The sequence below is a fragment of the Hahella sp. NS-SX17 genome, assembly GCF_057367735.1.
On sequence record NZ_CM170632.1, the window covers coordinates 4,677,727 to 4,699,828 of the forward strand.

Consider the following 22,102-nt stretch of genomic DNA (forward strand, 5'->3'; position numbering starts at 1 on the left):
CCTGTCCCCTTGGAGCGTAAGGCCTAACTCCAATTTCACAAACTCAGCATTTACTCAAACTGCGCAGGCGTGAGGAGGAGCGCCCTCCTCATCCACAAAGATACTTACACGAGATCAATCTCTCGTCGCTCCCCTCCTCTTTCCAGTTAACCGCCTCGCGGGCCTCCGCGATGGTGTAGCTACGCAGCACGTCATCCTCTTGGCGCATGCCAACGCCGGGTCGGCTTGAGGTGACAATATAGTCGCCTATCTCGATGTTGCCGCTTTCGCCACAAACCAGGATCTGACCTTCCCCCAAGGCGTTCATAATGCCGGCGGTATACGTGTCCTCCAGCTCCGCAAACTCGTCGTCCGTCATGTCAAAGTGTTCCGGGTTAATGACGGTGGCGGAAACATACACGCCCGCTTTGCCACGCTGCCGCGGCTTCGATGACAGGCTCACTTCATGCAGTACGTTGGATAAGTCCCGCCGGTTGATAACCTCGCCATAGACCAGGATTTGTCCCGGCTTAGGCTCGCTGTCGGAGCGCAAAAGGGAGTAGCCTTTCATGTCCGGATCACAATCGGAGCTGAGCCTCAGGGAAATCGCAGCAGTTCTCTATACCGAAAATCAGATCACTGAATACGCCTACGAATGGCTTATGGAGCATTGCGATAAGCAGTTTATTAAACGCTAACTTAAAAATGTGAAGCCACTGATATATCCCTTTGACCAATCCATTTTTATTCAGACCCAGCTTTGGTTTGCCACAATGTGTGAAAGGCCTCTATATATTTTGCTGAGTTAACTCGTTTATTTTATTGAACTCAGCATCAAAAGCTGTAACGGATTCATCTTCTGCAAAAGAAGAGCAACAAAATAAAGTCAGTGATAGAAGTAGTATATTCTTCATTGAATCACCCATAACGCTTTGCACTGGAGCCCTTGCTGCAACTTGTTATACCGCTGACTACATGTGAAAAATCAATTTACAGCCACTGAACACACCCTCAGATTCCAAACTTGAAATCAGTGATAAAATTCTATTTTCATTCATTGGGTTAAAATCAAAACGGATATAATTACCAGCTTGACAAACCTCAATAATCGCAGAAAGTTCTCTCACAAATATCAACTGACATTCTTTGTATGCACGATGCAATACACTACCGCTTTCTTCAAACGTCGCTTTGATTGAAGATACAACTTTTTGAGAAGCAAAGTGGTTATCTGGAAATATGACTTCTATACAAGAGCGATCCACCAAGGATTCGAAATACTTGAAAGGCTCTTTCTCGCGAACCACCCCAACATCTGAATACCAGATAGTGGGGTCACTAAAGCATTTATCTATCCAGTAGATGGTATCATCGTGTCGAGGTAAAACATATATATCTCGCTCGCTATCCGGACAATATATAATCGAATCAGCATCGATTGTTGATGCAATCTCGAAAGACGCAATTATTTCGGCTTCATCCAGAATATTTCGCCCTCTGGCCCAGCGACAATTCAGCGAAACCTGAATAATTTTATCAGGAGAGGGTATGTCAATAAGTCCACACAGCGTCCCTTTTCCAAATTGAAGCAGGAAATTCCTATATCCCTGAGGAAGATTTATTCCAAGCCGATCCTCCGCAGCATCTATTTCATCCTCTGTAACCAAATTTAGGCGATCATCAACTAGATAGATATCTTCTCTCACACTTCTCGCCACTCATATATTATACCTTTACCTTCCATTTGTTCTTCAATATCCATTGCTTCGTACCCAGCACCAACCATAAAAGGTGCTTGATCGATGATTTTTTTTGCCTCCAATGAAGTAACGGATTTAAAATTGCGTACGATCTTAATTAACTCCAACTTATTGCTTCCCGCATCAAGAATCCATAATTCACGTTTTTTGAGATCTGGTGTGATTTCGAAGCAATCTGATAGTGAAGGTAGCGCGTCCAAATCATTACTATATTCACCCGACTCAAAATAATCTTTAAAATTACAAATAGGAGATTCATTGCTGGAAAAAAACCACTCTATTAGTTCCTTCGCGTGCTTTAACGATTGCACCCAAAATATACAATCTCCTGGATGGTGTACTAAATTAAAACCTCCAACATAAACAGGAAAACCTTGAACTTCTGCATATACCCTTTTTCCCTCGCTATAAAAGTACAACTGAAGACTATCCACTTCACAATCCAAACAGCAGGAATCAAAGCCTTGAACTGAAAGCCCTCTACACCCCGCAGGTTTAAAGGCGAGGCAGGACTCTTCACCACTTTTACTAAAAAGGAAAAGTGATTCCAAGTCACCATCAAATTGAATTCCGTACTCTTCAATCGTCATTATTTTCTCATTTGAGTTTTACACCCCGGCGTATAACGCTTGCAACAGCGGCGAGCGTAGCGAGGTCCAGCCCCGCAGGGGCGATGCTGCTTGCACTTGTTATAAGCTTACCGCTGTAGGCTGACCGCATACTCATTGCCTTTATTAAAAATAAAACCGCCCGCTAAAAAGAATGGCCAAACTAACCATAAAGCAATGACGATTGCTAAACCAGCTTCTTTATATTCGTAGGTTGCAACTACTGCACCTGCGAAAATAGCACCCGAAACAACACGATATAGGCACGCTAAGGCAGTTCCAATATTGTTTGCTACAGCATAATATGTCTGAAAGCGAGGATTAACTCCTGGCAAATACCCTGGCTTGAACCAACCGAGAATTGAAACTACAAATTGAATTGCCAGCAATGCAAAAAAATACAACACTGTTGGATCAGAGGCATCAATTGCTTTAAGGAAACTACCTAGCCCTGAATTTCCTTGTCCAATCACAGATAAAAAACACGGAACACTGCCAAGAAAAAACGCTGATAAAAATTCTATTTTAGTTTTTTGTATAATACTCATATCTTCCCTGCTTATAACACTTGGATAACCTGCGCCGCCAGGCGCCAGTTTGATACTTTTATTATGCATGCCAGCCCAACACTCTATTTCGGTATTCACGCCATTTCTCTATGCCATATTCTGGATTCTCGGACTTTTCAAGGAACTCACCAGACGCGCAATCGAGAGCTTGCCAATCATTGTTTTTACAAAGCTCAATGATCGGAAATACAATTTCATTGCCAGCTCGAACATGAAGCATCATTCCAGTACAAGGGTCTTCATTGCCAACATTAAACTCTATGGAGCCAATATCACAGTCAAAAGTTCCCCAACAAGGATCATTCCAGTTAGTTCGGGGAAATATATCCGATATGGCTTTGCGCACATCACCAGCCTTACCCAGAACCTGTACGACTGCGTCATCAGGTATTTTTTCAATAGAATGATAGATTTCTTTAAATCTAGTTATCGAAATATCCCAACTCATAAAAGCATCCTTACCGTTGCATAACGCTTTGCACAGCCGCGGCGCGGCTGGCGAAAATTTTGGAACAAAATTTATGACAGCTAGCGACATCTGCTGCTGCAACTGGTTATGTGGAATTCAAACGGATTGAATTTCACATATTTCTTCAAAACAAGAAGAACAGACTACCTTAAAGTGAGAATCGTTTTCATCATTCCAACCATTATCTGCTTCATAAATTTTATCACACTCATCACACCAAGCCATCAAGTCTCCAGGCTCTCTAGAGTTAATATCGTACTCTGCTTGAATCCAACCTACTTGCTTGGTGCGGCCTTCTTGCGCGAAATGAGAACACAAAATTGCAGGCTGCGTTTTGCCATGAAGATTACAATTGATAATGAACTCCTTAGCTTAAACTCGCTATTCCACATAACGCCGCCAGCACAGGCCGGAGCACGCAGTGCGGAGGTCCAGCCCCGAAGGGGCGATTGTGCCTGGCCTTGTTATGTGTGTGCTAATTATTGCCACTCGATAACCCAATTAGATTCCTTAAAATATTCTTCTACATCATCGAGTGACTCGACCCAGCTATCGAATTTATCTGTTTTGGGGTCGCTGAAATCATCACTCATTAATATGTAATATGCCCCGGTGCCGTCAGTTGCCTGCGTGACCTGAATTTCCGTACCGACATCATCGCCTTCGATAACTTTGCCAATTCGGTTGATATAAATCACCGGACTCTCCTTACACATATCGCCAAGATAAGCGGCAAATTTGGAGTGGAAGTTTTTGTGCTAGCGTAGCGTTAAAGCAAAAAAATCGGCCACGGAAAATTTGTCCTTGCTTGAGCGCCTTGTTATGTTTTTAATTGTACCCCGATACTTTGGAAGTACTCTGATATTAACCCCCACCGTTGCTCACTAAGGCTGCTAAATTCATCTCGCCAATCTGGGCAAGAAGAATAATATTGGTCTGGGGCATTGGTAAGGAATGAATCTATCGCTTTTGCTTCAAAAGCCACACCCAATGACTGGAAGTGACCTTTATAATTCTCGATTACTTTGAATGAAGAAAAATCGCCTGCTAGTTTAAGCAATTTGCACAGAGAAGAATATAAAGTCATTGAATAGATAAAGAAATGATCCCAGCCTTCCATATCAGCGACGGACTCTAAGTAAGCGATGGAATATACAAGCAGCTCATTTTCTTTGAGTGTGCTATGGTCTTCTAGTCCTCTGTCTAGGACTTCATCTACATTTATGGTCTGCATAATCCGAAAACATAACATTTGTATATTGCGCATGCGCGTTTTTCAATTTCAAGACTTCGAAGATACCCCCTCCAGCTCACTGATTCCAGTGTAAAAACCCCGAAAAGTAAAACCATCTCATTTTCTAAAAACCGTGCGTACGCATATACACTTTCTTGGGGGCTCGTTATCACAACAAGCCATATCCCAACTTATTGAATCAAGGCACTTTCCAGAACCAGTTTCCATTGAAGCTGAGAGCCTAACCCCAATTTCACAAACTCGGCATTTACTCAAACTGCGCAGAGGTGGGGAGGAGCGCCCTCCTCAACCACAAAGATACTTACACGAGATCAACCTCTCGTCGCTTCCCTCCTCCGTCCAGTTAACCGCTTCGCGGGCCTCCGCGATGGTGTAGCTGCGCAGCACGTCATCCTCCTGGCGCATGCCAATGCCGGGACGGCTTGAGGTGACAATGTAGTCGCCTATCTGGATGTCGCCCCCTTCAGCACAAACCAGCATCTGACCTTCGCCCAGGGCGTTCATACAGCCCAGGTTGTAGACTTCCGACAGCGTGTAAATCTGGGCGACCGTGAAGTCCTCCAGGTCAAACGCCGCCGGAAACTCCGATTCGTCAAAAGACTTCGCCCACAGAAAGACGCCGGCTTTGCCTCGTTGCCTTGGCTGACTGGAAACCGTCACCGAGTGGATCACGTTCGACAGGTTCTTGCGGTGGACCAGCTGGTCATAAACAAGAATCTGTCCAGGCCTGACGTGTTCCTGTTTTCGGATCAGGCAATCATGCCCGGCGGTGAAAGGTCCATAGTTCGCCCCTCGACCATTGGCGTAAAAGTCATAGGTCGCGCCCGCGCCATAGACACCGATCCCGCCGGCGCTGGTTCCCTGCGCGCCCTTCCCCGTCCCTGTCGCGTTGCCGCCTATGCCGTAGTACGGATTGGGTCCGAAGGTGGTCCCGGCGATGCTGGTGCGGTTTGAAACGCCCTGCATCGCCAAGCCTGTGTTGGACGTGGCGCGCAGTGCGATCCGGCTGTTGCCTTCCGAGGCGTTGCCGAAGCTGCCAATATAATAGTCGCCGCCGGACTGGGTGATCCCGATAGTCGCCAGCTTGTCGATCTGACCGTTGCCGCGATCTCCATAGAACTCCATTTCGTTGGTGGCGGAATTCATCACCATCCGTTTGCCGCTCACGCCCGTCTGGAAGGTCGCCGCGTTGATGGTTCCGCCAGTGATCACCGGCGAGCTGATCGTCAGACTCGCCGCCACGCTGTTGGCGTGAATGTTTCCCTTGATCGTCAGCACGGAGCCATTCCAGGTCAGAGAGTGGTCGCCGCCGGCATTGAGATAGAAGCGCCCGGCGCTGTCCAGGTAGGGCGTGAATTGGCTGCCGTTGTAATAGCCCAGGTAGTCCGCCGTCAGGTTCAGCCCTTTGGTCGCCCTATCCGTAAAGCGCTGCGGCACGCCGGTTACCTGCGACCAGTCCGCGCCCTTGGTGGCGCCGTCCTGTATGCCTTTCAGCTTGTTGGCTTCGGTTGCGCTGATCGCGGACAACGAGCTGGGGCGGTCCTGCAGCGCGGAATAGCCTTTACAGGGCAAGGCGGCCATCAATCAAGCCGCCCCTGACGCCGACTTAATGGCGTTGGCGCAGCCCTTTATCGAGCAGCTGGCTGCGCTGCCGGCCTTTGAGGAGCTGGCGGGATCATGAGTTGGCGACTGACCGCGTTCAGCGCTTCAAACACCGAGGCGCAAGCCGTCGCCCTGGCGGCGCCGATCCTTGCCGGCGCGGACGCGTCCCTGGCCGATGCCAGCGCGCGGATGAATGGTGTATCGCTCGCGTACTTTCCAAATCCCCTGGCGACGCAGGCCAGCGAAGCCGCAGCAGCGCGAGACGCTTATCAGACGTTAATGCAATACGAGGGGCGTGTGTTGTGCGTGCATCCGTTTCAGGAAGGCGTGGGCGATGGGAGCGGGCTTTATCGCTATTTGTCCGCGCCCAATGCGACGGCGCGCCTGGCGGCGAAACTGACTGACGCCCAGGACGCAGGCCGGCCCCGTGGCCAGCTGGACGCGCTCGCCCTGTTGATCGTGGCGCGGGATCTGGCGGGCTTCGCCGAACGCCTAGCGGCCTTCAACGCCATATTCCCCACGCCGGAACTGCAACTGACGCAGCGACGCGCCGCGCAGCTGGCCACCCTGGAGCAGGAAAAATTCATCCTGCCGGATGCGCCCCTGACGCCGCCCTGGATAGCGCGCGATGGCGTGCAGATCCCACGCCTGGCGAAGCATGGGCGCGCGGTCGGGGCGCAGCTGGCGATGGCGCAGAGTTACGCGGCGGAAACGCCAAGCCCGATAGCGGAGTTACAGGCGGTCATTGAGCGTAAACGGCGGCAGCTGAAAAAGTTAACCAACGACTACAACCAATTAAAAAGCCAGCTGACCGGACAGGCGGGTTTTGCGCTTTACGCCCAGGGCGATGCGCCAACCGTAGCGGCGCAACTAGAAGCGCCGGGCGCCCCTGGGCATGAATACGTGCTGACGGCGGGGGCGTTGTTTGTGGCCGACGCGGGCCGGCTGACCTTTTTAAAAGAGATGTTTGGATTATGAGACTCAACGATTTTACCGTCCCCGGAACCGAGTTAACGGTGACGGGCAATCTGCGCATCGAGACCGAGGATCTGGGCGGCCAGACCAGCGGCACGGACCGCGCTAACAAGGGCATTAAACCGAAAACGCTGACCGTGTCCCTGCTGATCCTGAAGAAGCACGCCAGCGATTTAACCGACCTGGTGAAAGTGGCGGAAGCGGAGGACGACGCCGGCAAGCTACGCGTTTATGACATCGTGGAGGATACGGCCCGCGCCATGAACGTGCGCCAGGTGCAATTCACCGGGGCGTTTGTGTGCAAGGATCTATCCCCCAGCCAAGCCTGGCGCGTCAGTTTCACCCTGGCGGAATACCTGAGTGTGGCCGAGAAAACCGAACAGCGCCGCGACCTGAGCCAGGCGGAGGCGCAACAGGCAACCGGGGAAACCATCGCCGCCCAGGAGGAGACGCCCGCCGAAGGGGAAACCCTGACCGGCTTTGAAACCTTTCTGAGTAAGGTGGACAAAGCGCTGGCATGAAGTTGCATAAATCCCTGAGCGTGGGCGGAACGCCGCTTAAGCTGGTATCTGAAGACGTGCGCCTAGCGTTGTTCAGTCCTGGACGGGCGGTGTTTACCGTGCAGGCGGACGCGCCCTTGTCGGGCGTGGTCCAGTTCGCCCTGGGCTATGATCCCAACGCCTTACAACGGTTTTTTATCGGTTACGTGGAAAGCTGTACGCCCCTGGATAACCAACAAAAGCGGGTATTTTGCAGAGAGTTGACCGCCACGTTAAATCGGCGCTTAGCGCTCAATCTGCGCCACGTGACATTGAATGACACCCTGGCGGCGATCAGTCAGGACACCGGGCTAATTTTCGTGACGCCGCCGGAGTCTTACGCGACCACCAAAGCGCCGGCGTTTTATTCCTGGAGCGGTGGTTATCACTGCATGGACGCCTTGGCGGAGGTGTACGCCATCCCGCACATGATCTGGCAACAGCAAGGCGACGGCGCGGTCTATGTGGGCAGCTGGACGCATAGCTACTGGGCGGCCCGGCCCGTGGAGATCCCGACGAACTTATTAAACGGCTTCGGCGTGGCTAACCGCGCCCGCCTGCCGGCGACGCCAAAGCTGCGCCCGGGCGTCTGGCTGAACCAAACCCATTACATCACTCAGGTATGCCTGGCTGACAATCATATGAACCTGACCTGGAGCGCTGCGCCGTGGACGAAGAGATTAAAAAGATAGTGTTACGGATGTTTCCAGAACTAAGCGGGAATTTGCATTTGCCGCGCCTGGCCAAGGTGGTGGCGATTAGCGACCCATTGCAAAAGCCGGAACTCTGCGACCGCTTCCGCCCCCGCTACGCGGTAGACGTGCGCGTACTGACGCCGCAGGGCGAGGAAGACCCGGAGTTACCGCTTTATCGCTGTGTGCCGTTGCCGGCGTCTTATGGCGGCATCGAGCGCGGCCAGTATGGTTTCCCGGAACCGGGGACCATCGTAGAGGTGGCGTTCGCCTACGGCTTACCGGATCAGCCCTTTATCCGCACGGTATTGGGACAGGGGTTAGGCGCGCCAGGCGTCCAGCCCGGTGACCTGGTGTGGCAGCAATCCGAAGCGGTGCGCCAGCGTGTCAGCGCCAAAGGCGACTGGCTTCGCGAGACGCACGGAGCCATAACCGACAACAGCGCCCGCCGGCGCGTGGACGCCCTGGCCAACCAGGAGCGCTACAAGGACAGCCGGACCGAAGTCAGCGAGCATAGCGCGGAGCATATCGGCGGCGTGAAAACGGTAGAAGCCCTAGGCGCGTTAAAACTGCTGAGCGGTGGGCACGCCAACCTATCGGCGGCGGATAACCTGAACCTGACCACCGCCGCCGATCTTAACCAGGCGGTCGCGCGAGATCGGAAGGCGTCGATCCAAGGCGACGACAGCGCCACCGTGGGCGGCTCGCGCTCTGTGACGATCAGCGGCAGCGACACACAAACCAGCGCAAACAAAACCATTAACGTTCAGGGAAGCCATACCGACATCGCCAGCGCGGCCAGGCAAATTCAAGCGCAAGTTATTCAGCTAAAGGCCAGCGCCGCCGTGACCATCCAGGCGCCGGCCATCGCCATGGGCGGCGGAGGCGTGGATGTGTTGCAGGTGATTGCGGATCTGATTGGGGTGGTGCAGGAGTTGGCGGCTACCACGGCGAGCCACACACACGGGGGCGGAGGAAGCGGGACGCCATCAAGCAGTGGGAGCCATAGCAGCCAGGCGAGCCGCGCAGGTGGTTTAAAAGGCCAGATTAGCGGGCTTACTTTGTAAACTTTGGGTATACATTTCAGGTTGGTAGTACGATTAAGAAAATTAATTTATCACTCGGACCCGTAAAAAGCCCTCTGAGAATTGCCTACATAATACTGAGGCTGCTTTAAGCAAAGGGTGATCTATGGTAGACGTAATCTTCATGCGACACCTGTATAACGCCGCGCTCTGCGGCAAATTTGGAGCGCAGCGAAAAATTTGTCCGACAGCAGCGCCTTGTTATAACTTTTTCAGTTTCTGTATTTGACCTAACATAGATTGCATTGTGTCTTGAAGTTCTTGCAATGCTTCACTTGTTGGTTGCTCTTTATTTTCTATAGCTTCGATAAAGCCCCTAAATGCGTCAATTCTGTTAAATACTTTTATGTGATTGCTTAACTGCTCCTCTAGAGCGCTCAAAAAATCACCATCACTATCGTATTGAACTTTCTGTGGAATGTGCATTTCAGGCTTGCGTTTTTTAAGATAACTCGTGACCTCATTATACTCTCGCCAAGAACGAACAAATTCTACCTGATTGGAATTTTCTCCTAACGCATCACGTATTTCCCCTTCTTCACTTTCAGGGCAACAAACGACTCGAATCGAAGAGTACGGAAATACTAAGCCGCCGCTGGCTTCATTTTCATACCTCCATTCACGCTCCCACATAAAACCTTGGGATCGAGTTTCTTCTAGCAACGGCATTAAAAGCGGATAAGCACCATTTATCAAAGAAGGCAATCTATCTTTCAAAACTGGATCATCTAGAACTATCTCGGCCAATCTATTTTTAATAACGATAATATCGTTTTTAAGTTGCTCATCAGCATATATACAAGGCCTTGCGCCAATTCTAGATAGAGAGCTTTTGTCAAATCCTATGCCATATAATTGGTTATTTCGCCATCTTCTAAAACTGCGATATCTGAAAAAATCCAATGCAAAAGAAGGAGATTCCGTTAGACATACGACTTTAGCTTGGTAGTTTTGATCAGCCCCTTGAGCCTCAGGAACTCTGGCTTGCAAGTACCCACTAAATTCAGGAATTTCATCAGCTTCTTCTGGTTTAAGAATTGAAATAATTTCTTGCTTTCCTGTCATGTGAAACAAGAAAGGAGACATGTCGGGCTTTTCAATGGGTGTCAGCTCGAATGTTGGCGTATCTATTTTATAGTCAGTCCATGTTACATCTGTGGAATACGGTGGCAAAGGCATGACATTTCTCTTTAGTTATAACGCCAGCAGCACGCGCGGCTTTGTAGTGGAGGCGAAGCCGCAACGAAAAAGCCGTCGCTGTGCCTGCGATTGTTATGTCTCGGCTGCCTCATGCTCCACTCTTTAGATATCCATAAACATACGAGCCGATGACAGAGCCAGTAATCCCAAGCATTAATGCAAAGATACTAGATATAGCCAGTGCTGCAATTGGATGCTTTTTTACATGACCTATTATTATGAAATATAAATCTTTTTTGATGCGCTGAATGTCACTTTGAGTGTTTTCAATATCGGACTTAGATACTCTTTCATGCTTCAATCTCTCTTGGCACTCATCACATATTTTGGGGTTATGGCAAGAAGCGACTAAATCGGTTTTTATGCCATTCATGTCAAAGAGGCATCCACGCGTCTCATCGTGGGTATAATCTGAAGCCTCACCCAAATCGGGGATTTTGTTTCCCGCGCGCCTATACAAAAGTGTGTACGCATATAGTAAACGGTAAACAATATTTTCTAGTGGAATATTGTAATGCTCAAGGATGTCTTTGATTTGATAGAATGTGAATACAACCTGATTATTTCCGAGCCTTCTCGAATACCAGTTGTCTTCAATAGGAACGTTTACAATAGCGATCATAAAATCAGCATTAAACTGATTAGGAAGTTGTCCTTTTACTGCACTATCTGAGAACTCCCAATCAATACCATCAGAATTACAACGAAGCGAATAGTTGTCGATCTCCTCGACAACCTCGAAAGTCTTAGATGACCAATTTTTAATTTTTTTAGGTTGGAACTCTAATGGTAAGTGCCCTATCGATACCAGCTTTATCCTGACTTTACTCATAAACTTCCTTTAGAGACATAACGCCGCGCCCTGCGGCAATTTGGAGCGCAGCGGAAAAAATTGTCCGACAGTAGCCCATTGTTAGCTGTATTGCTCTTCACAGTTGCCCAAAAACAAAAGATTAGTAGCAGTTAGATGCAGTGTGTAACTAGCCAGATGTTCTGGAACAGATGTTATCTCAGTACCCTGTCCGTGACCTCCTTCCTTGTTTCGTACTGTTGGGATTCCGCTCTCAAGGAGAATGCGAACAGAGGAGAACTGGTTTTGCAGGTATTCTGGTACAAGGCCATTGGTAAGGCAGCTATTGATCAATTTCTTTGCTGTGTCGTTCTGGTTGTAAGGCCACGAATGCTTTTCATGTATTGCCTTCATTAAACTCTCAAAGGATTTCAGGCAATCGTTAAGGCATTCTTTATATCGCTTATGGCGATAGTGTTCATGGGCAGATAAGAATTCATCGTTTGCACCGGCATACTTCTTGTTTTTTCCAAGCAGTTGAAGAACAGGCTTTACAACTTCAGAATGGACATATTGGGAGTCAACTCGGATCAGCTCACCCGACTCGAATTGGTAACCTATCCCTGTTTCTTTAAATCTATAATTTAACTCACCAATAGCGTCATCTGGTTTTTGCGAGACACCAGCTGCATTGCGAAAATCCCATTCTCGCTCTCTAACATGGGTATCAATTATTCTGAATGTAAGCTCTATGATATCTAGGCATTTTTCGTAATTTTTTTCATTTACGAAGTATTCATATACTGCAGAGAAATTGGAATTGGCATGTTCTTTTAGTGTAAATACGCCGTATTCTTTACAGAGAGCCTTATGAATCTCTTTGTATACTTCATTAGTAGTATCATTGTATGGCTGCTCGATACCAATGGTATCCGTTATTATATGGACAACCTGAATGCGGAAGCTTTGGTCAATATTTTCATATTGATATACGTCAGGAATTTCTCCTCTTAGCTTCTTCTGTCTTTTAGAAAACAATTCAAATATTACCATATCTACCTCATACTCCCTGACAGCTAACATTTGTATAGTTCGCATGCGCGTTTTTCTAATTTTAGTTTCTGAAGATACATCCTCCAGCTCCCTGATTCCATTTGGAAATCCCTGCAATCGGCTCTTGTAGCTCGCAGAAAAAGCGAGCATGCACATATATCTTGCTCACTTGGTCCCGTTATTTAAATGGATCGGTATACAGCTTATTGAGTTCCTTAACTTGTCTTATAGAACAAGATGACAAACCGTGCCAGTGGTATTGGCAAAACGAGCACGATTCTTGATGATTCGTCAATATACTGTAAGTACAACCAGTATTTTACCTCACGTTGAAAGTGATGAAAGGAAAGCCTAATCAGGGAGTCGGTAAGCAGGAATATCCTGGGTCAGAGTAAAAACTCTTAATGTCTGCTTCTGGCCGAAAGTGGTCTATTGCCATTTGATATTGACTAAAAAGGTAGCACTTCTTCCTGGTGCCTGCTTTCGAGCAAGCACTGTACAGACCTCAAAACCATGCTGTCGTCTGACTTCAGCCCGAAAGCTGTTGTGGAATGAAAGTTCACTCCTCCCCACGCCTGCGCGGTTTGAGAAAAGGCTATATTTTTGAAACTAGGGAAAGGCTCTAAGTCCCAAGAGGCTATGGTTTTAGAAGAGTCGAAAGTTCATTTATTGAATATTTTGGAACGATGTTGTAACAACCCGCTTGGCTCCAGAGCTTGAGATAGATGCGAAGCTACTGTTTACTCAGTCTGCCTACGCCCATTTTTCTGTATATAAATACAGTTCCACGCCTGGAGCGCCAATAAGCTCACATTCCTTATGGAGTCAAATAGCCCGGTTTTACACCCCCCAAAAAGCTCCATGAATCAATAACCTGGTGACTAAACTATAGTGATAACGCGACGACCACGAATGCTCACATGTAAATATGCAGCTATTCGTCAATGAGGTAGTTAGAACTTCCATGATTTTTACACTAGAATCAATGTACTGAAGGAAGCAGTTTCGAAGCCTTGAGATAGAAAAGCACGCATGCGGGATGAACAACCTTTAGCATTCATTAGGGATAGTCGTGGAAAAACTTCTTGAACTTATAGAAAAGGAATGGTCTGTAGTCTCTCAAGCTCCATTCACATTTATTATTATTTTTGGCATTTCCTTTAGCCTCGCATACTTGGCTGCAAAATGGAGATTTACAGCAGTTATAGATCAAACGAAAGCTTCAAATGAAGCTCTTAAAGAGCGCCTACTTTTGAAGTCTGAACAAGCAGAATCCTATAAAGACAGAGCTCGTAAATATGATGATAAAGTTAAACAGGTAGTAGATTCCGATGCTGCCACCTTAAAAGAAAGAACGCTAGACCTTGTTAATAATCTACGAGAGTTTATTGATCGGTACAGGAAGGAAGATAATCGCTTGAATGCTATTGAGCGCTCTGCTATGCACTCCGCGAAAACCAACGAGGAACGAGATGCCGCCTGGGAAAGAAGTAGAAGCGAATCGATGCGATTGTCAACTGAGCGAAATGCAGAATATGAGCGTAGGTTTCGCGTAGACGCAACAATGCTTAGAGATGAATTAAGGTCGCGAATACATAATTACCAACCAGTGAAAAACCACTCAGATCTTATTAACCTGGCATCGATATAGATATGATACAATGCCCATATGATTATAGAAGACGCTCGCTCATTACCTGCCGCAGCGCAGGAAGAAAAAAGAAAACAGGCCGTGCGACTGCGCAAGCAGGGGTATAGCTATCAGGAAATAGCCGATAAGGTCGGTGTCCATAACCTGACGGTGGGAAAGTGGATCAGAGCTTATGAAGCGCAAGGGGTTAGCGGGATTAAATCCAAGCCCCGGGGACGAGAGCCCGGTTCGGGACAGCGATTAACGCCAGGGCAGGAGAACCGAATCAGATGTTTGATTGTCGATAAAAGCCCGGACCAGCTCAAGCTGGAGTATGCGCTCTGGACCCGTAAGGCGGTGCAACAGCTTATTGCGCAGGAGACGGGAGAGCACTTGGCGATCCGAACGGTTGGCGGTTATCTGGCCGCCTGGGGTTTCACGCCGCAGAAGCCGGTGAAGAAAGCGTATGAGCAAAACCCGTCTCAAGTCGAGAAGTGGCTGAAGGAGGAATACCCGGTCATCAGCGGACGAGCGAAGGCGGAAGGGGCGGAGATCTATTGGGGGGATGAGACAGGGCTTCGAAGCGACGCTCAACATGGGCGGGGCTATGCGCCGAAAGGGAAAACGCCGGTGATTCGCCTGAACGCCAAGCGTGAGTCGGTCAATATGATCTCAGCGATCAGCAACCAGGGCAAAGTGCGGTTTCAAATCTATGACGGCTCAATGGACGCAGACCGGTTGATAGGGTTCATGAAGCGGCTGATCCAAGACGCCCAACGGAAGGTCTTCCTGATACTGGACAATTTGAGAGTCCATCACGCCAAGGTTGTGAAGGCCTGGCTTGAGGAGAATGAGGATCGTATAGAAGTGTTCTATTTACCCGCCTATTCCCCGGAATTGAACCCGGACGAATACTTGAATTGTGACTTAAAAGCGGGAGTTCACAGTGGTAAGCCGGCGCGAAAGAAAGGGGATCTCAAAAAGAAAGTTCGATCACATATGTGTATGTTGCAAAAGAAGCCTTCGAGGGTGAAAAAATACTTTAACCACCCAAGCATCAAATATGCGGCATAGAATGCCTATATCGATGCCGGATTAATATGTATGAGCATCCAACAAATTACTTCGGTTTAAATGACGTTGCGTGTGACTTAGAGCGCATGGCAAAAATGCTAACAAATGCTTCAGGTTAGTGTGTTTATGTGGCGCTCCAACGTTAAGATAAAAAGGATACCATATGAAAATTTTACTCAATCCTTATGAAGACCCCGCGATGGGAGTAGATTGGACAGAACAGACTCCCATCGTAATGAATAGAATTAATGGCATTCTCAGAGAATTTGATGAGCATATTAAATATGATTTATCGGAGGAGAATTTTGGCAGCGGTGCTGACTGGCCGACTATATCTGTTAATATTTTAAGTATTGCAGGAACAGTTTTTTTTGTTATACCTGAAGCACATAAACGGATTAGGGAGGCTCTAGAGGAATGGAAGCGTATTATTGATTCAGTAAATAAGCTTATAAAATTTTTATCAAAGCGTGAGGCATTAGTTTCCAAGCCAATTGAGGTTCTATTTTTCGATGCAGGCACGGCGTTACTCGAGTTTACTAAAGCGGAGGATGCAATTTTTGAAAGTTACGCTGAGATAAATTCGATAGGGAGTAATGATAGCATTAATGGCATCTTTGAATTCCAGTTTTTCGTTGATAGAGAACGATTTGTGGTGAGAATTAACGGTCTTGGGGAAGTCATCAAGATATATAAAGTATAGCAATCCAAAAAAGCTGGCGCGTATCGTGCAGACATAAAAACAAATAGATAAACAACTCTATTGCAGATACAGCGAAGCATTTCAGCGAACAGTCGGGACACATGCTTAGCCAGCCTACGCAGGGCAGCTTCGTGGACAACCTACGGCAATGCGATTATTTATGCCGCTGGATCGCATTTAACAGCGAGCCAAAAGGCAAAGCCTCCCCCTAGCGACATAGTCACGTTCATTTTCGCTAACCTCTCTTATTTTGGACATTAGAAAGCCCCCTATTTGATAGGACAAAAAGAAAATATCGTAATTTCAGCATGCTATGACAGCGCTAACCTGTCAGGGATTTTATGAAAACCAGAGGTTAGCGCTTGGGTATGAGATGAATAATAAACGCCAGCGACCGAGATAAGATTTCAGGCTTTGGAATGAGAAATGGATTTTGTAGAGACAAGCTGGTGTCGACACCCTGCCAACGTTTTGAGAGGCTGAAAAAATTGCGTTGACACTTTGTTGACACTTAGCCGATTTTTGGCAAAGCTTGGTCAACCGAATTGAACATCGACAATCTGTAAGTTACTGATTTATAAGGGGAAATTTGGTGCCTGGGGCCGGCAACGATCCCCTTCATAAATCAATAACTTATACGCGTTTGGCGTAATTTTGGCGTAACCAAAAAATTTATTCCCCACGCCCAGACCAGCCAAGGATTAATGTTAATCCCGCCCGTTACGACCTTTGACAATTCTACCAGTCCACACATCCTTTAAAAAAGCACCCGTCCATAACTGATCTACAATCAATCCAAAGTAACCACCCGAAGCATCAGATTATGTGTGGAAGATTCAACGTAACCGACGCCCCCATGGTTATCGCCCTAATGGATTCGCTTGGCTTTGATACGTCAGGACTTAAACCGCATTTCTATCAAGATGACTTATTCAATATTGCCCCGACTGATCATGCAATGGTTGCCGTTCAGGAGGAGCTAACCAAGTTCTTCAGAGAAATGAGGTGGTGACTAACCCCAAGCTGGGCGCCAGAGGTAACCAGCAAATACAGCATGTTTAACGCTAAGGCCGAAACTATAGAAACAAGCCGCGCATTCAAAGGTCCCTTTCAACATAGACGAGCAATCATACCTGCCAGCGGCTTCATTGAGTGGAAGACAGAGAACGGAGTTAAACAGCCCTACTACATCAAACCTGAAAGCGGCCTCTGCTTTTTCGGGGGAGTGTGGGACGTATGGGAGAAGGACGGCAATCATCTTGAGTCATTTGCCATTATCACAACTGAAGCATCTCCAAGCTTCCAGCACTTACATAGCAGAATGCCAGTACTCCTTAACCCCGAACAGTTTGATCAGTGGCTAAGTTCTAGCACCCCTTTGACAGATATCAGGCCGATGCTCACACCTCGCGAACTATCCAACTGGGAATATCTGCCTCTAAACACGGCGGTCAACAATTCAAGAAATAAGAGTAAGCAAGCGGCAGAACCAATTGGCAAAGCCAATAAATTTGATCCCCCCTCCGAATAATCTGTATTTGTGCGAAATTTCGCACAAGCGATTAAGATTTGTTCTATCCCCCCGATATTCCATGACGGCCAAACTGCCCGGCCAAATTTTCATAAAGGTAGCAGCCTTTCATGTCCGGATCACAATCGGAGCTAAGCCTCAGGGAAATCGCAGCAGTTCTCTATACCGAAAATCAGATCACTGAATACGTCTACGAATGGCTTATGGAGCATTGCGATAAGCAGTTTATTAAGCGCGAACTTAAAAATGTGAAGCCACTGATATATCCCTTTGACCAATCCATTCTTATCTTAATTCAGACCCAGCTTTGGTTTTCCACAATGTGTGAAAGGCCTCTATATCTTTTTACTGAGTTAACTCGTCTATTTTATTGAACTCAGCATCAAAAACTGTAACGGACTCAACTTCTGCAAAAGAAGAGCAGCAAAATAAAGTCAGCGATAGAAGTAGTATATTCTTAATTGACTTGTTAAACCTACTCGACAGCATAAGGAAACGTGGCGCCTTCATTAAACTTCCTATGGATCTCATACAATCTTCGATTTCGCTCACTATAGGAAATCTCACCGTCCTCTTTATGCAACCCCTGGCTAATAACAGCCGCGCCAAATTCAAGCATTGTAGTAAGATTAATATAACTATACCACGCCCCTGATTCTGTGAAATAGAACACTATCGGGCTTGCAAGCTTAGGTGTATCTGTGCATTCAAAAAAATACCACTCATCCTGAAACTCGAATATTGGAAACCAATCTGAATTCCAATCAGGCATATCGTAATTTCGCAGCTCTTTATTCTTTGATATTGAGTCTTCGGCCGACATCAATTTATGATACCAAATAAAACTGTCATCACTACCGGCCATCGAAGTACCATTGATAATCGACCATATCCGGTATATCTCTTCTGGAGGCTCACACGAAAATTCAGAAAATAACTTCCTTACCTCTTCTTTGGCGATAGGCGGATTGAGAGTTCTTGATACTAGAGTATTCTGAGATTTATGGTAATTCAGAATTTGAATCGTCAACTCCTCAACCCTTGATAGATCCGAGGCGGTTAAGGCTATTTTCCTATGGTCATCTGTTAGTTCTACAATTTGCGGTTGGTACACCTCCTCGGATAACTCATCCTTCTTGGAACACCCAAAAACAACTAAAAGAACGAAAAATACAGAGAGCTTCCGCATTAGAACCCCTATTGGTTTAACGCCCCGCTCACATTACGGAGTCCGGTGGAGCTGCTGGTTTGGTTAATTTATTTTGTGTATGCCTTAAGCAATTTAGAGACTTCTTCGTTTTTAAATCTTATTGCTTGCTCTAAAGCCGTCCGACCTGTTAGGTCTTTGTAATTAACATCAGCGCCATTGCGTATAAGGCTTTCTATAATTGCGGGACTTTTATTTATTTCTGCCGCTATTATCAACGGCGTTTTATCATTACTACCAACCACTTTATTTATATCTGCACCTAAACCTACAAGCGCATCTATTATTGCTGGGTTAGTAGCATAGCCAGCTGCTGCACTCAATGGTGTTCCTGAGAATACACCAGAGTCCGCTTCATTTACATTAGCACCACGCTCAACCAGCGCAGTAATTACTTTTGGGTTGTTTGAGCTAGTTGCTGCCCACATTAGTACTGGCCCATTTTTATTACCTGGGAGCAAGGCCTCATCAGGTATTGAATACACATCTTCAACTGTAGCCGTTTCCCAATATGCTTGGCGGCTATATTTTTTATATGGATTACTTAGTTGTAAATAGGCAATAAATGCGATTACAACTAATAAAACTATTATCAATTTAGGGTTGACAGCTTGCACTTTTTTTTCCTTATCATGGACCTAACGCCGTGGTCAGCCGCCGGAGGTCGGTTGCAGTGTCTCTTGTTATACGCCTTTTTGATACTTTTCATTTTCCAATCTGTAGCGTTCACGATGTTTAACGCAAACTGCCTCTAGCCAATCAAATTGATCTTGAATGTTATCAAATGAATCATCACGAATAAATTTTACAAAGTTAAATCTTGACTTCCCTTCTAATTCACTTACTGGTGTTTCTAAAACTTGATTTAGCAAAATATCATATTGGTTTTGGTTTATCGTAAAAGGATTCCAAGATGCCCCCGGACTCATTCCTCCATCACCTCCACCGCTAGAAAATTTTTGATTAGCAATATGTAAAGGTGGAAATACGCCACAGGCCCCAAAATAAGGAATGTCATAGACTAAGGTCAGAAGATCTCCATTCACATCTTCAGGTGGATGATGGAATTCATGCCTAGTGTAATTGATAGACGTCGTATCTTTGAGTACTGGTGCATCCATTCTAGAATCACTACATCCTGCGATGATCATTAATAGTACGATGGTGAATTTTTTCATAGCGTATAACGTCAAGTGGGGGGCTGCGCGTTTTTTGCACCGTCCCAGCCGAAGGCGACAACCACGCCTGGTTATGAATTTTTGCTTTCATACACGTTACTACCAAAATGAGCAACAAATCGATTTCGAATCTCTCGGAACCGTTTTTTCTCATACTCTGGATTAAGCCCTTCGCTAGAAATAACATCCTTCGCAAATTCGTCCGCCCTCCAAACTGCAAGAGATGCGATACGATCTTGCTCTATAGGCGGTAAACAGAACCCCAAGTCTACGCACAGTTTTCCTAATAAATTTTTGATTTCTTTATCCAATTCGATTACTCATAATCGCCGCCAGCAGGGGCTTTACTGCCTGGCTTTGTGAACTTTGACCCCGGTTAACCCTTTGGAATTGGTTCGTAACCGCCCTCTCCTGCGTGCCATATTTCTATATCTTTATGAAAGAGTTCATTTTTTACAAAGCAAATTAGCTCATGCGTATCTGGCGAACTAAATTTAACCACCCATGGATCGGAGATTATGACCCGATCTTCATCTTCATATTTTCTCAATGAAAACTTTGTACCCCCGGAGAGGATGCAATAGTCATCTCCAATATAGGAATAGCCAAGCTCTTCATCTACATCTTCAAAGTGCCTTTTTTCGAGGATTTTTGGCATAGCTCTAAAAGTTAACGCCTTGCTAAACCGTGACAAGCACGGAGCACCTTTTGTGTGATACTGAGCAAAGCGAAACACAAAAGGTGCGGAGTGTTTGGTATCGGTTTAAGCACCTTGTTAGGCATTTTTCTCGACCCATATTTTGTATGCAAGGTTTACACGAAGCTTATTCCTTTCGTAAGCTACAGGTGCATTAACCTTAATTTTAGCTAGAAGCTGTTGAAACTGAACTGCCACACTTTGTAAACGTATATATAGTAACGAACGCATTAGATAAGTGATAAATTGTTCTCCAGCGTAGGTGACTTTCTCAGCGTTCTCGATCTCCAAAGATATAACAAAATAGCTTGTTACTTTCTCAATATCTGGTTCAACAGCTTTCCTCAAAATCAGCTCATTTAAGATGGCAAGCCCATTTACAAGATGACTATCTGAAATTCTTTTATCCATAATTTCGATAATTGTGATATAGCCTAAATCTGGTTTTTCCAGTAAATAATCCATGACACCTTTTGGAACGCCAGACCTACAAAGCTCTTTCTCGAGTTTCTCAGTATTCCATGCCATTGTGTTTCGTATTTCCTAACGCAAAACTAAACGGCAGCACGCAACCAGTCTGGTGGAGGCCGTGCTTTTTGCGGCCGGAACGAATTTTAGCGCTTTGTTAGGCATGCTAGTTACTGCGGTGAAAATCATACCATTTACCTGTGTTTTACCCTTTTTAAACGATACATCCATATCATGAGGCACGTCTGCTAGCTCTCCGATTTCTGGAAATAACCGACATGCTTCTTCCAACGTTTTTTGAACCATATCAGATCGTTCATGCTCTTTCGCACACATGAAGTTCCATACACACTGTTCTTCTGGTAGATGATGTACCCAATGTAATTCAGCATCATCCATCAAATGGCAACAAATTAATACTCGTTCATCGACATTTTCTTATATTGGGTAGTCATTCATATTGTTGCCTAGCGTATCGCTCTGAGGTTGGTTATTCATTGAAAAACACTTCCAATTCAGATTTATTTTTTACCATAGATTTAATAGTTTTTATGGCTTTATTCTCATGTTCAGTCCAAATAATTTCTGAACCATGCTCTAGCTCCTCGTAAATAGGCAGCAACGACGTTAAGCCCTCAAAAACAAACTGGACCATTTCACCATCTGTGTTTTCATATGGATCGTTGCCTATTTTTGCTTCTTCGATTGCTTTCTCATACGCCTCATCAGGATTCGATGCTTTAATAAGAATTGTGTTTTCCCATGCAACACAACGCTTTTTGTCATTGGTATCATCTTCACCAACAACCTTAAATCTCTCAATGTAAGAGGCAACATACCAACCAACCGAGCTTACATCTTTGTTTCTATATTTCTTTGGCATGTCATCCTCATTTAAATATAAAATTTGTATATCGCGCATGCGCGTTTTTCCATTCTAATATTTTGAAGATAGTTCCTCCAGCCCACTGATTCCAGTGTAAAGCCCCAGAAAGTCAAACTACCTCACTTACAAGAAACCGTGCGTGCGCATATACA

The 22,102-nt window shown here is 46.3% G+C and carries 28 protein-coding genes; 9 read left to right on the forward strand and 19 right to left on the reverse strand.

Annotated features, from left to right (window positions below):
* Positions 1 to 88: 88 nt before the first annotated feature.
* Positions 89 to 550 carry a hypothetical protein gene (locus AC2IBB_RS20690; RefSeq protein WP_486328653.1) on the reverse strand — a complete coding sequence of 154 codons (462 nt, stop codon included), beginning with the start codon at positions 548 to 550 and terminating at the stop codon, positions 89 to 91.
* Here AC2IBB_RS20690 and AC2IBB_RS20695 point away from each other — a divergent pair.
* Complete coding sequence (locus AC2IBB_RS20695; RefSeq protein WP_486328654.1) at positions 549 to 677, forward strand: UBA domain-containing protein; 129 nt, start codon at positions 549 to 551, stop codon at positions 675 to 677. The genes AC2IBB_RS20690 and AC2IBB_RS20695 overlap by 2 nt on opposite strands.
* Positions 678 to 950: 273 nt before the next feature.
* Here AC2IBB_RS20695 and AC2IBB_RS20700 read toward each other — a convergent pair whose 3' ends face one another.
* The 7 genes from AC2IBB_RS20700 to AC2IBB_RS20730 all read right to left on the reverse strand — a co-directional run bounded on the left by AC2IBB_RS20700 (position 951) and on the right by AC2IBB_RS20730 (position 6,221).
* A complete protein-coding gene (locus AC2IBB_RS20700; protein ID WP_486328655.1) occupies positions 951 to 1,685 on the reverse strand; it encodes an SMI1/KNR4 family protein in 735 nt (244 codons plus the stop codon).
* Entirely contained in the window at positions 1,682 to 2,329 is a 648-nt protein-coding gene (locus tag AC2IBB_RS20705) for a ribosomal protein L7/L12 (RefSeq protein ID WP_486328656.1), read from the reverse strand. The genes AC2IBB_RS20700 and AC2IBB_RS20705 overlap by 4 nt, the downstream gene beginning before the upstream one ends.
* Before the next feature lie 107 nt (positions 2,330 to 2,436).
* Positions 2,437 to 2,994, reverse strand: a complete 558-nt coding sequence (locus tag AC2IBB_RS20710) for a hypothetical protein (protein WP_486328657.1) — start codon at positions 2,992 to 2,994, stop codon at positions 2,437 to 2,439.
* Positions 2,957 to 3,364 (reverse strand): hypothetical protein, encoded by a 408-nt coding sequence (locus AC2IBB_RS20715; protein WP_486328658.1) that lies wholly within the window; start codon positions 3,362 to 3,364, stop codon positions 2,957 to 2,959. Before AC2IBB_RS20715 ends, AC2IBB_RS20710 begins: the two co-directional genes overlap by 38 nt.
* Before the next feature lie 500 nt (positions 3,365 to 3,864).
* The gene (locus AC2IBB_RS20720; RefSeq protein ID WP_486328659.1) at positions 3,865 to 4,083 is read right to left on the reverse strand and encodes a hypothetical protein; all 219 of its coding nucleotides are present in this window, start codon (positions 4,081 to 4,083) and stop codon (positions 3,865 to 3,867) included.
* A 122-nt stretch (positions 4,084 to 4,205) separates the two neighbouring features.
* Positions 4,206 to 4,619 carry a hypothetical protein gene (locus AC2IBB_RS20725; RefSeq protein WP_486328660.1) on the reverse strand — a complete coding sequence of 138 codons (414 nt, stop codon included), beginning with the start codon at positions 4,617 to 4,619 and terminating at the stop codon, positions 4,206 to 4,208.
* A gap of 306 nt (positions 4,620 to 4,925) precedes the next feature.
* Positions 4,926 to 6,221, reverse strand: a complete 1,296-nt coding sequence (locus tag AC2IBB_RS20730; protein ID WP_486328661.1) for a hypothetical protein — start codon at positions 6,219 to 6,221, stop codon at positions 4,926 to 4,928.
* A 96-nt stretch (positions 6,222 to 6,317) separates the two neighbouring features.
* Between AC2IBB_RS20730 and AC2IBB_RS20735 the strand changes: the two genes are divergently transcribed.
* The 4 genes from AC2IBB_RS20735 to AC2IBB_RS20750 are packed head-to-tail and all read left to right on the forward strand — an operon-like array spanning position 6,318 to position 9,515.
* On the forward strand, positions 6,318 to 7,220 hold the full coding sequence (locus AC2IBB_RS20735; RefSeq protein WP_486328662.1) for a hypothetical protein: 903 nt from the start codon (positions 6,318 to 6,320) through the stop codon (positions 7,218 to 7,220).
* Positions 7,217 to 7,738, forward strand: a complete 522-nt coding sequence (locus tag AC2IBB_RS20740) for a baseplate complex protein (RefSeq protein WP_486328663.1) — start codon at positions 7,217 to 7,219, stop codon at positions 7,736 to 7,738. The genes AC2IBB_RS20735 and AC2IBB_RS20740 overlap by 4 nt, the downstream gene beginning before the upstream one ends.
* Positions 7,735 to 8,448 (forward strand): hypothetical protein, encoded by a 714-nt coding sequence (locus AC2IBB_RS20745; protein ID WP_486328664.1) that lies wholly within the window; start codon positions 7,735 to 7,737, stop codon positions 8,446 to 8,448. The genes AC2IBB_RS20740 and AC2IBB_RS20745 overlap by 4 nt, the downstream gene beginning before the upstream one ends.
* Before the next feature lie 8 nt (positions 8,449 to 8,456).
* Positions 8,457 to 9,515 carry a hypothetical protein gene (locus AC2IBB_RS20750; protein ID WP_486328665.1) on the forward strand — a complete coding sequence of 353 codons (1,059 nt, stop codon included), beginning with the start codon at positions 8,457 to 8,459 and terminating at the stop codon, positions 9,513 to 9,515.
* 219 nt (positions 9,516 to 9,734) lie between these two features.
* Here the strand turns inward: AC2IBB_RS20750 and AC2IBB_RS20755 are convergent, their stop codons facing one another.
* The 3 genes from AC2IBB_RS20755 to AC2IBB_RS20765 form a co-directional block, all read right to left on the reverse strand.
* Positions 9,735 to 10,712, reverse strand: coding sequence for a hypothetical protein (locus AC2IBB_RS20755; protein WP_486328666.1), 978 nt, complete (start codon positions 10,710 to 10,712; stop codon positions 9,735 to 9,737).
* 109 nt (positions 10,713 to 10,821) lie between these two features.
* Positions 10,822 to 11,565, reverse strand: a complete 744-nt coding sequence (locus AC2IBB_RS20760; RefSeq protein WP_486328667.1) for a hypothetical protein — start codon at positions 11,563 to 11,565, stop codon at positions 10,822 to 10,824.
* An 81-nt stretch (positions 11,566 to 11,646) separates the two neighbouring features.
* Positions 11,647 to 12,726 (reverse strand): STM4504/CBY_0614 family protein, encoded by a 1,080-nt coding sequence (locus AC2IBB_RS20765; RefSeq protein ID WP_486328668.1) that lies wholly within the window; start codon positions 12,724 to 12,726, stop codon positions 11,647 to 11,649.
* A 922-nt stretch (positions 12,727 to 13,648) separates the two neighbouring features.
* Between AC2IBB_RS20765 and AC2IBB_RS20770 the strand changes: the two genes are divergently transcribed.
* The 4 genes from AC2IBB_RS20770 (at position 13,649) to AC2IBB_RS20785 (ending at position 17,514) form a co-directional block, all read left to right on the forward strand.
* Positions 13,649 to 14,227 carry a hypothetical protein gene (locus tag AC2IBB_RS20770; RefSeq protein ID WP_486328669.1) on the forward strand — a complete coding sequence of 193 codons (579 nt, stop codon included), beginning with the start codon at positions 13,649 to 13,651 and terminating at the stop codon, positions 14,225 to 14,227.
* An 18-nt stretch (positions 14,228 to 14,245) separates the two neighbouring features.
* Positions 14,246 to 15,280, forward strand: a complete 1,035-nt coding sequence (locus AC2IBB_RS20775; RefSeq protein ID WP_486328297.1) for an IS630 family transposase — start codon at positions 14,246 to 14,248, stop codon at positions 15,278 to 15,280.
* A 163-nt stretch (positions 15,281 to 15,443) separates the two neighbouring features.
* A complete protein-coding gene (locus AC2IBB_RS20780; RefSeq protein ID WP_486328670.1) occupies positions 15,444 to 15,983 on the forward strand; it encodes a hypothetical protein in 540 nt (179 codons plus the stop codon).
* Between the two features lie 1,054 nt (positions 15,984 to 17,037).
* Positions 17,038 to 17,514: an SOS response-associated peptidase gene (locus AC2IBB_RS20785; RefSeq protein WP_486328671.1), complete on the forward strand. Its 477-nt coding sequence runs from the start codon at positions 17,038 to 17,040 to the stop codon at positions 17,512 to 17,514.
* A 475-nt stretch (positions 17,515 to 17,989) separates the two neighbouring features.
* Here the strand turns inward: AC2IBB_RS20785 and AC2IBB_RS20790 are convergent, their stop codons facing one another.
* The 8 genes from AC2IBB_RS20790 to AC2IBB_RS20825 form a co-directional block, all read right to left on the reverse strand.
* The gene (locus AC2IBB_RS20790) at positions 17,990 to 18,703 is read right to left on the reverse strand and encodes an SMI1/KNR4 family protein (protein WP_486328672.1); all 714 of its coding nucleotides are present in this window, start codon (positions 18,701 to 18,703) and stop codon (positions 17,990 to 17,992) included.
* A gap of 68 nt (positions 18,704 to 18,771) precedes the next feature.
* The gene (locus AC2IBB_RS20795; RefSeq protein ID WP_486328673.1) at positions 18,772 to 19,338 is read right to left on the reverse strand and encodes an ankyrin repeat domain-containing protein; all 567 of its coding nucleotides are present in this window, start codon (positions 19,336 to 19,338) and stop codon (positions 18,772 to 18,774) included.
* A gap of 66 nt (positions 19,339 to 19,404) precedes the next feature.
* Positions 19,405 to 19,899 carry a hypothetical protein gene (locus tag AC2IBB_RS20800; protein ID WP_486328674.1) on the reverse strand — a complete coding sequence of 165 codons (495 nt, stop codon included), beginning with the start codon at positions 19,897 to 19,899 and terminating at the stop codon, positions 19,405 to 19,407.
* A gap of 71 nt (positions 19,900 to 19,970) precedes the next feature.
* Positions 19,971 to 20,210, reverse strand: coding sequence for a hypothetical protein (locus tag AC2IBB_RS20805; protein WP_486328675.1), 240 nt, complete (start codon positions 20,208 to 20,210; stop codon positions 19,971 to 19,973).
* Between the two features lie 65 nt (positions 20,211 to 20,275).
* The gene (locus AC2IBB_RS20810) at positions 20,276 to 20,557 is read right to left on the reverse strand and encodes a hypothetical protein (protein WP_041598827.1); all 282 of its coding nucleotides are present in this window, start codon (positions 20,555 to 20,557) and stop codon (positions 20,276 to 20,278) included.
* Positions 20,558 to 20,674: 117 nt separating this feature from the next.
* On the reverse strand, positions 20,675 to 21,124 hold the full coding sequence (locus AC2IBB_RS20815; RefSeq protein ID WP_486328676.1) for a hypothetical protein: 450 nt from the start codon (positions 21,122 to 21,124) through the stop codon (positions 20,675 to 20,677).
* Between the two features lie 15 nt (positions 21,125 to 21,139).
* Complete coding sequence (locus tag AC2IBB_RS20820) at positions 21,140 to 21,463, reverse strand: hypothetical protein (protein ID WP_486328677.1); 324 nt, start codon at positions 21,461 to 21,463, stop codon at positions 21,140 to 21,142.
* A 91-nt stretch (positions 21,464 to 21,554) separates the two neighbouring features.
* Positions 21,555 to 21,986, reverse strand: a complete 432-nt coding sequence (locus tag AC2IBB_RS20825; RefSeq protein WP_486328678.1) for a DUF4288 domain-containing protein — start codon at positions 21,984 to 21,986, stop codon at positions 21,555 to 21,557.
* Between the last annotated feature and the right edge of the window lie 116 nt (positions 21,987 to 22,102).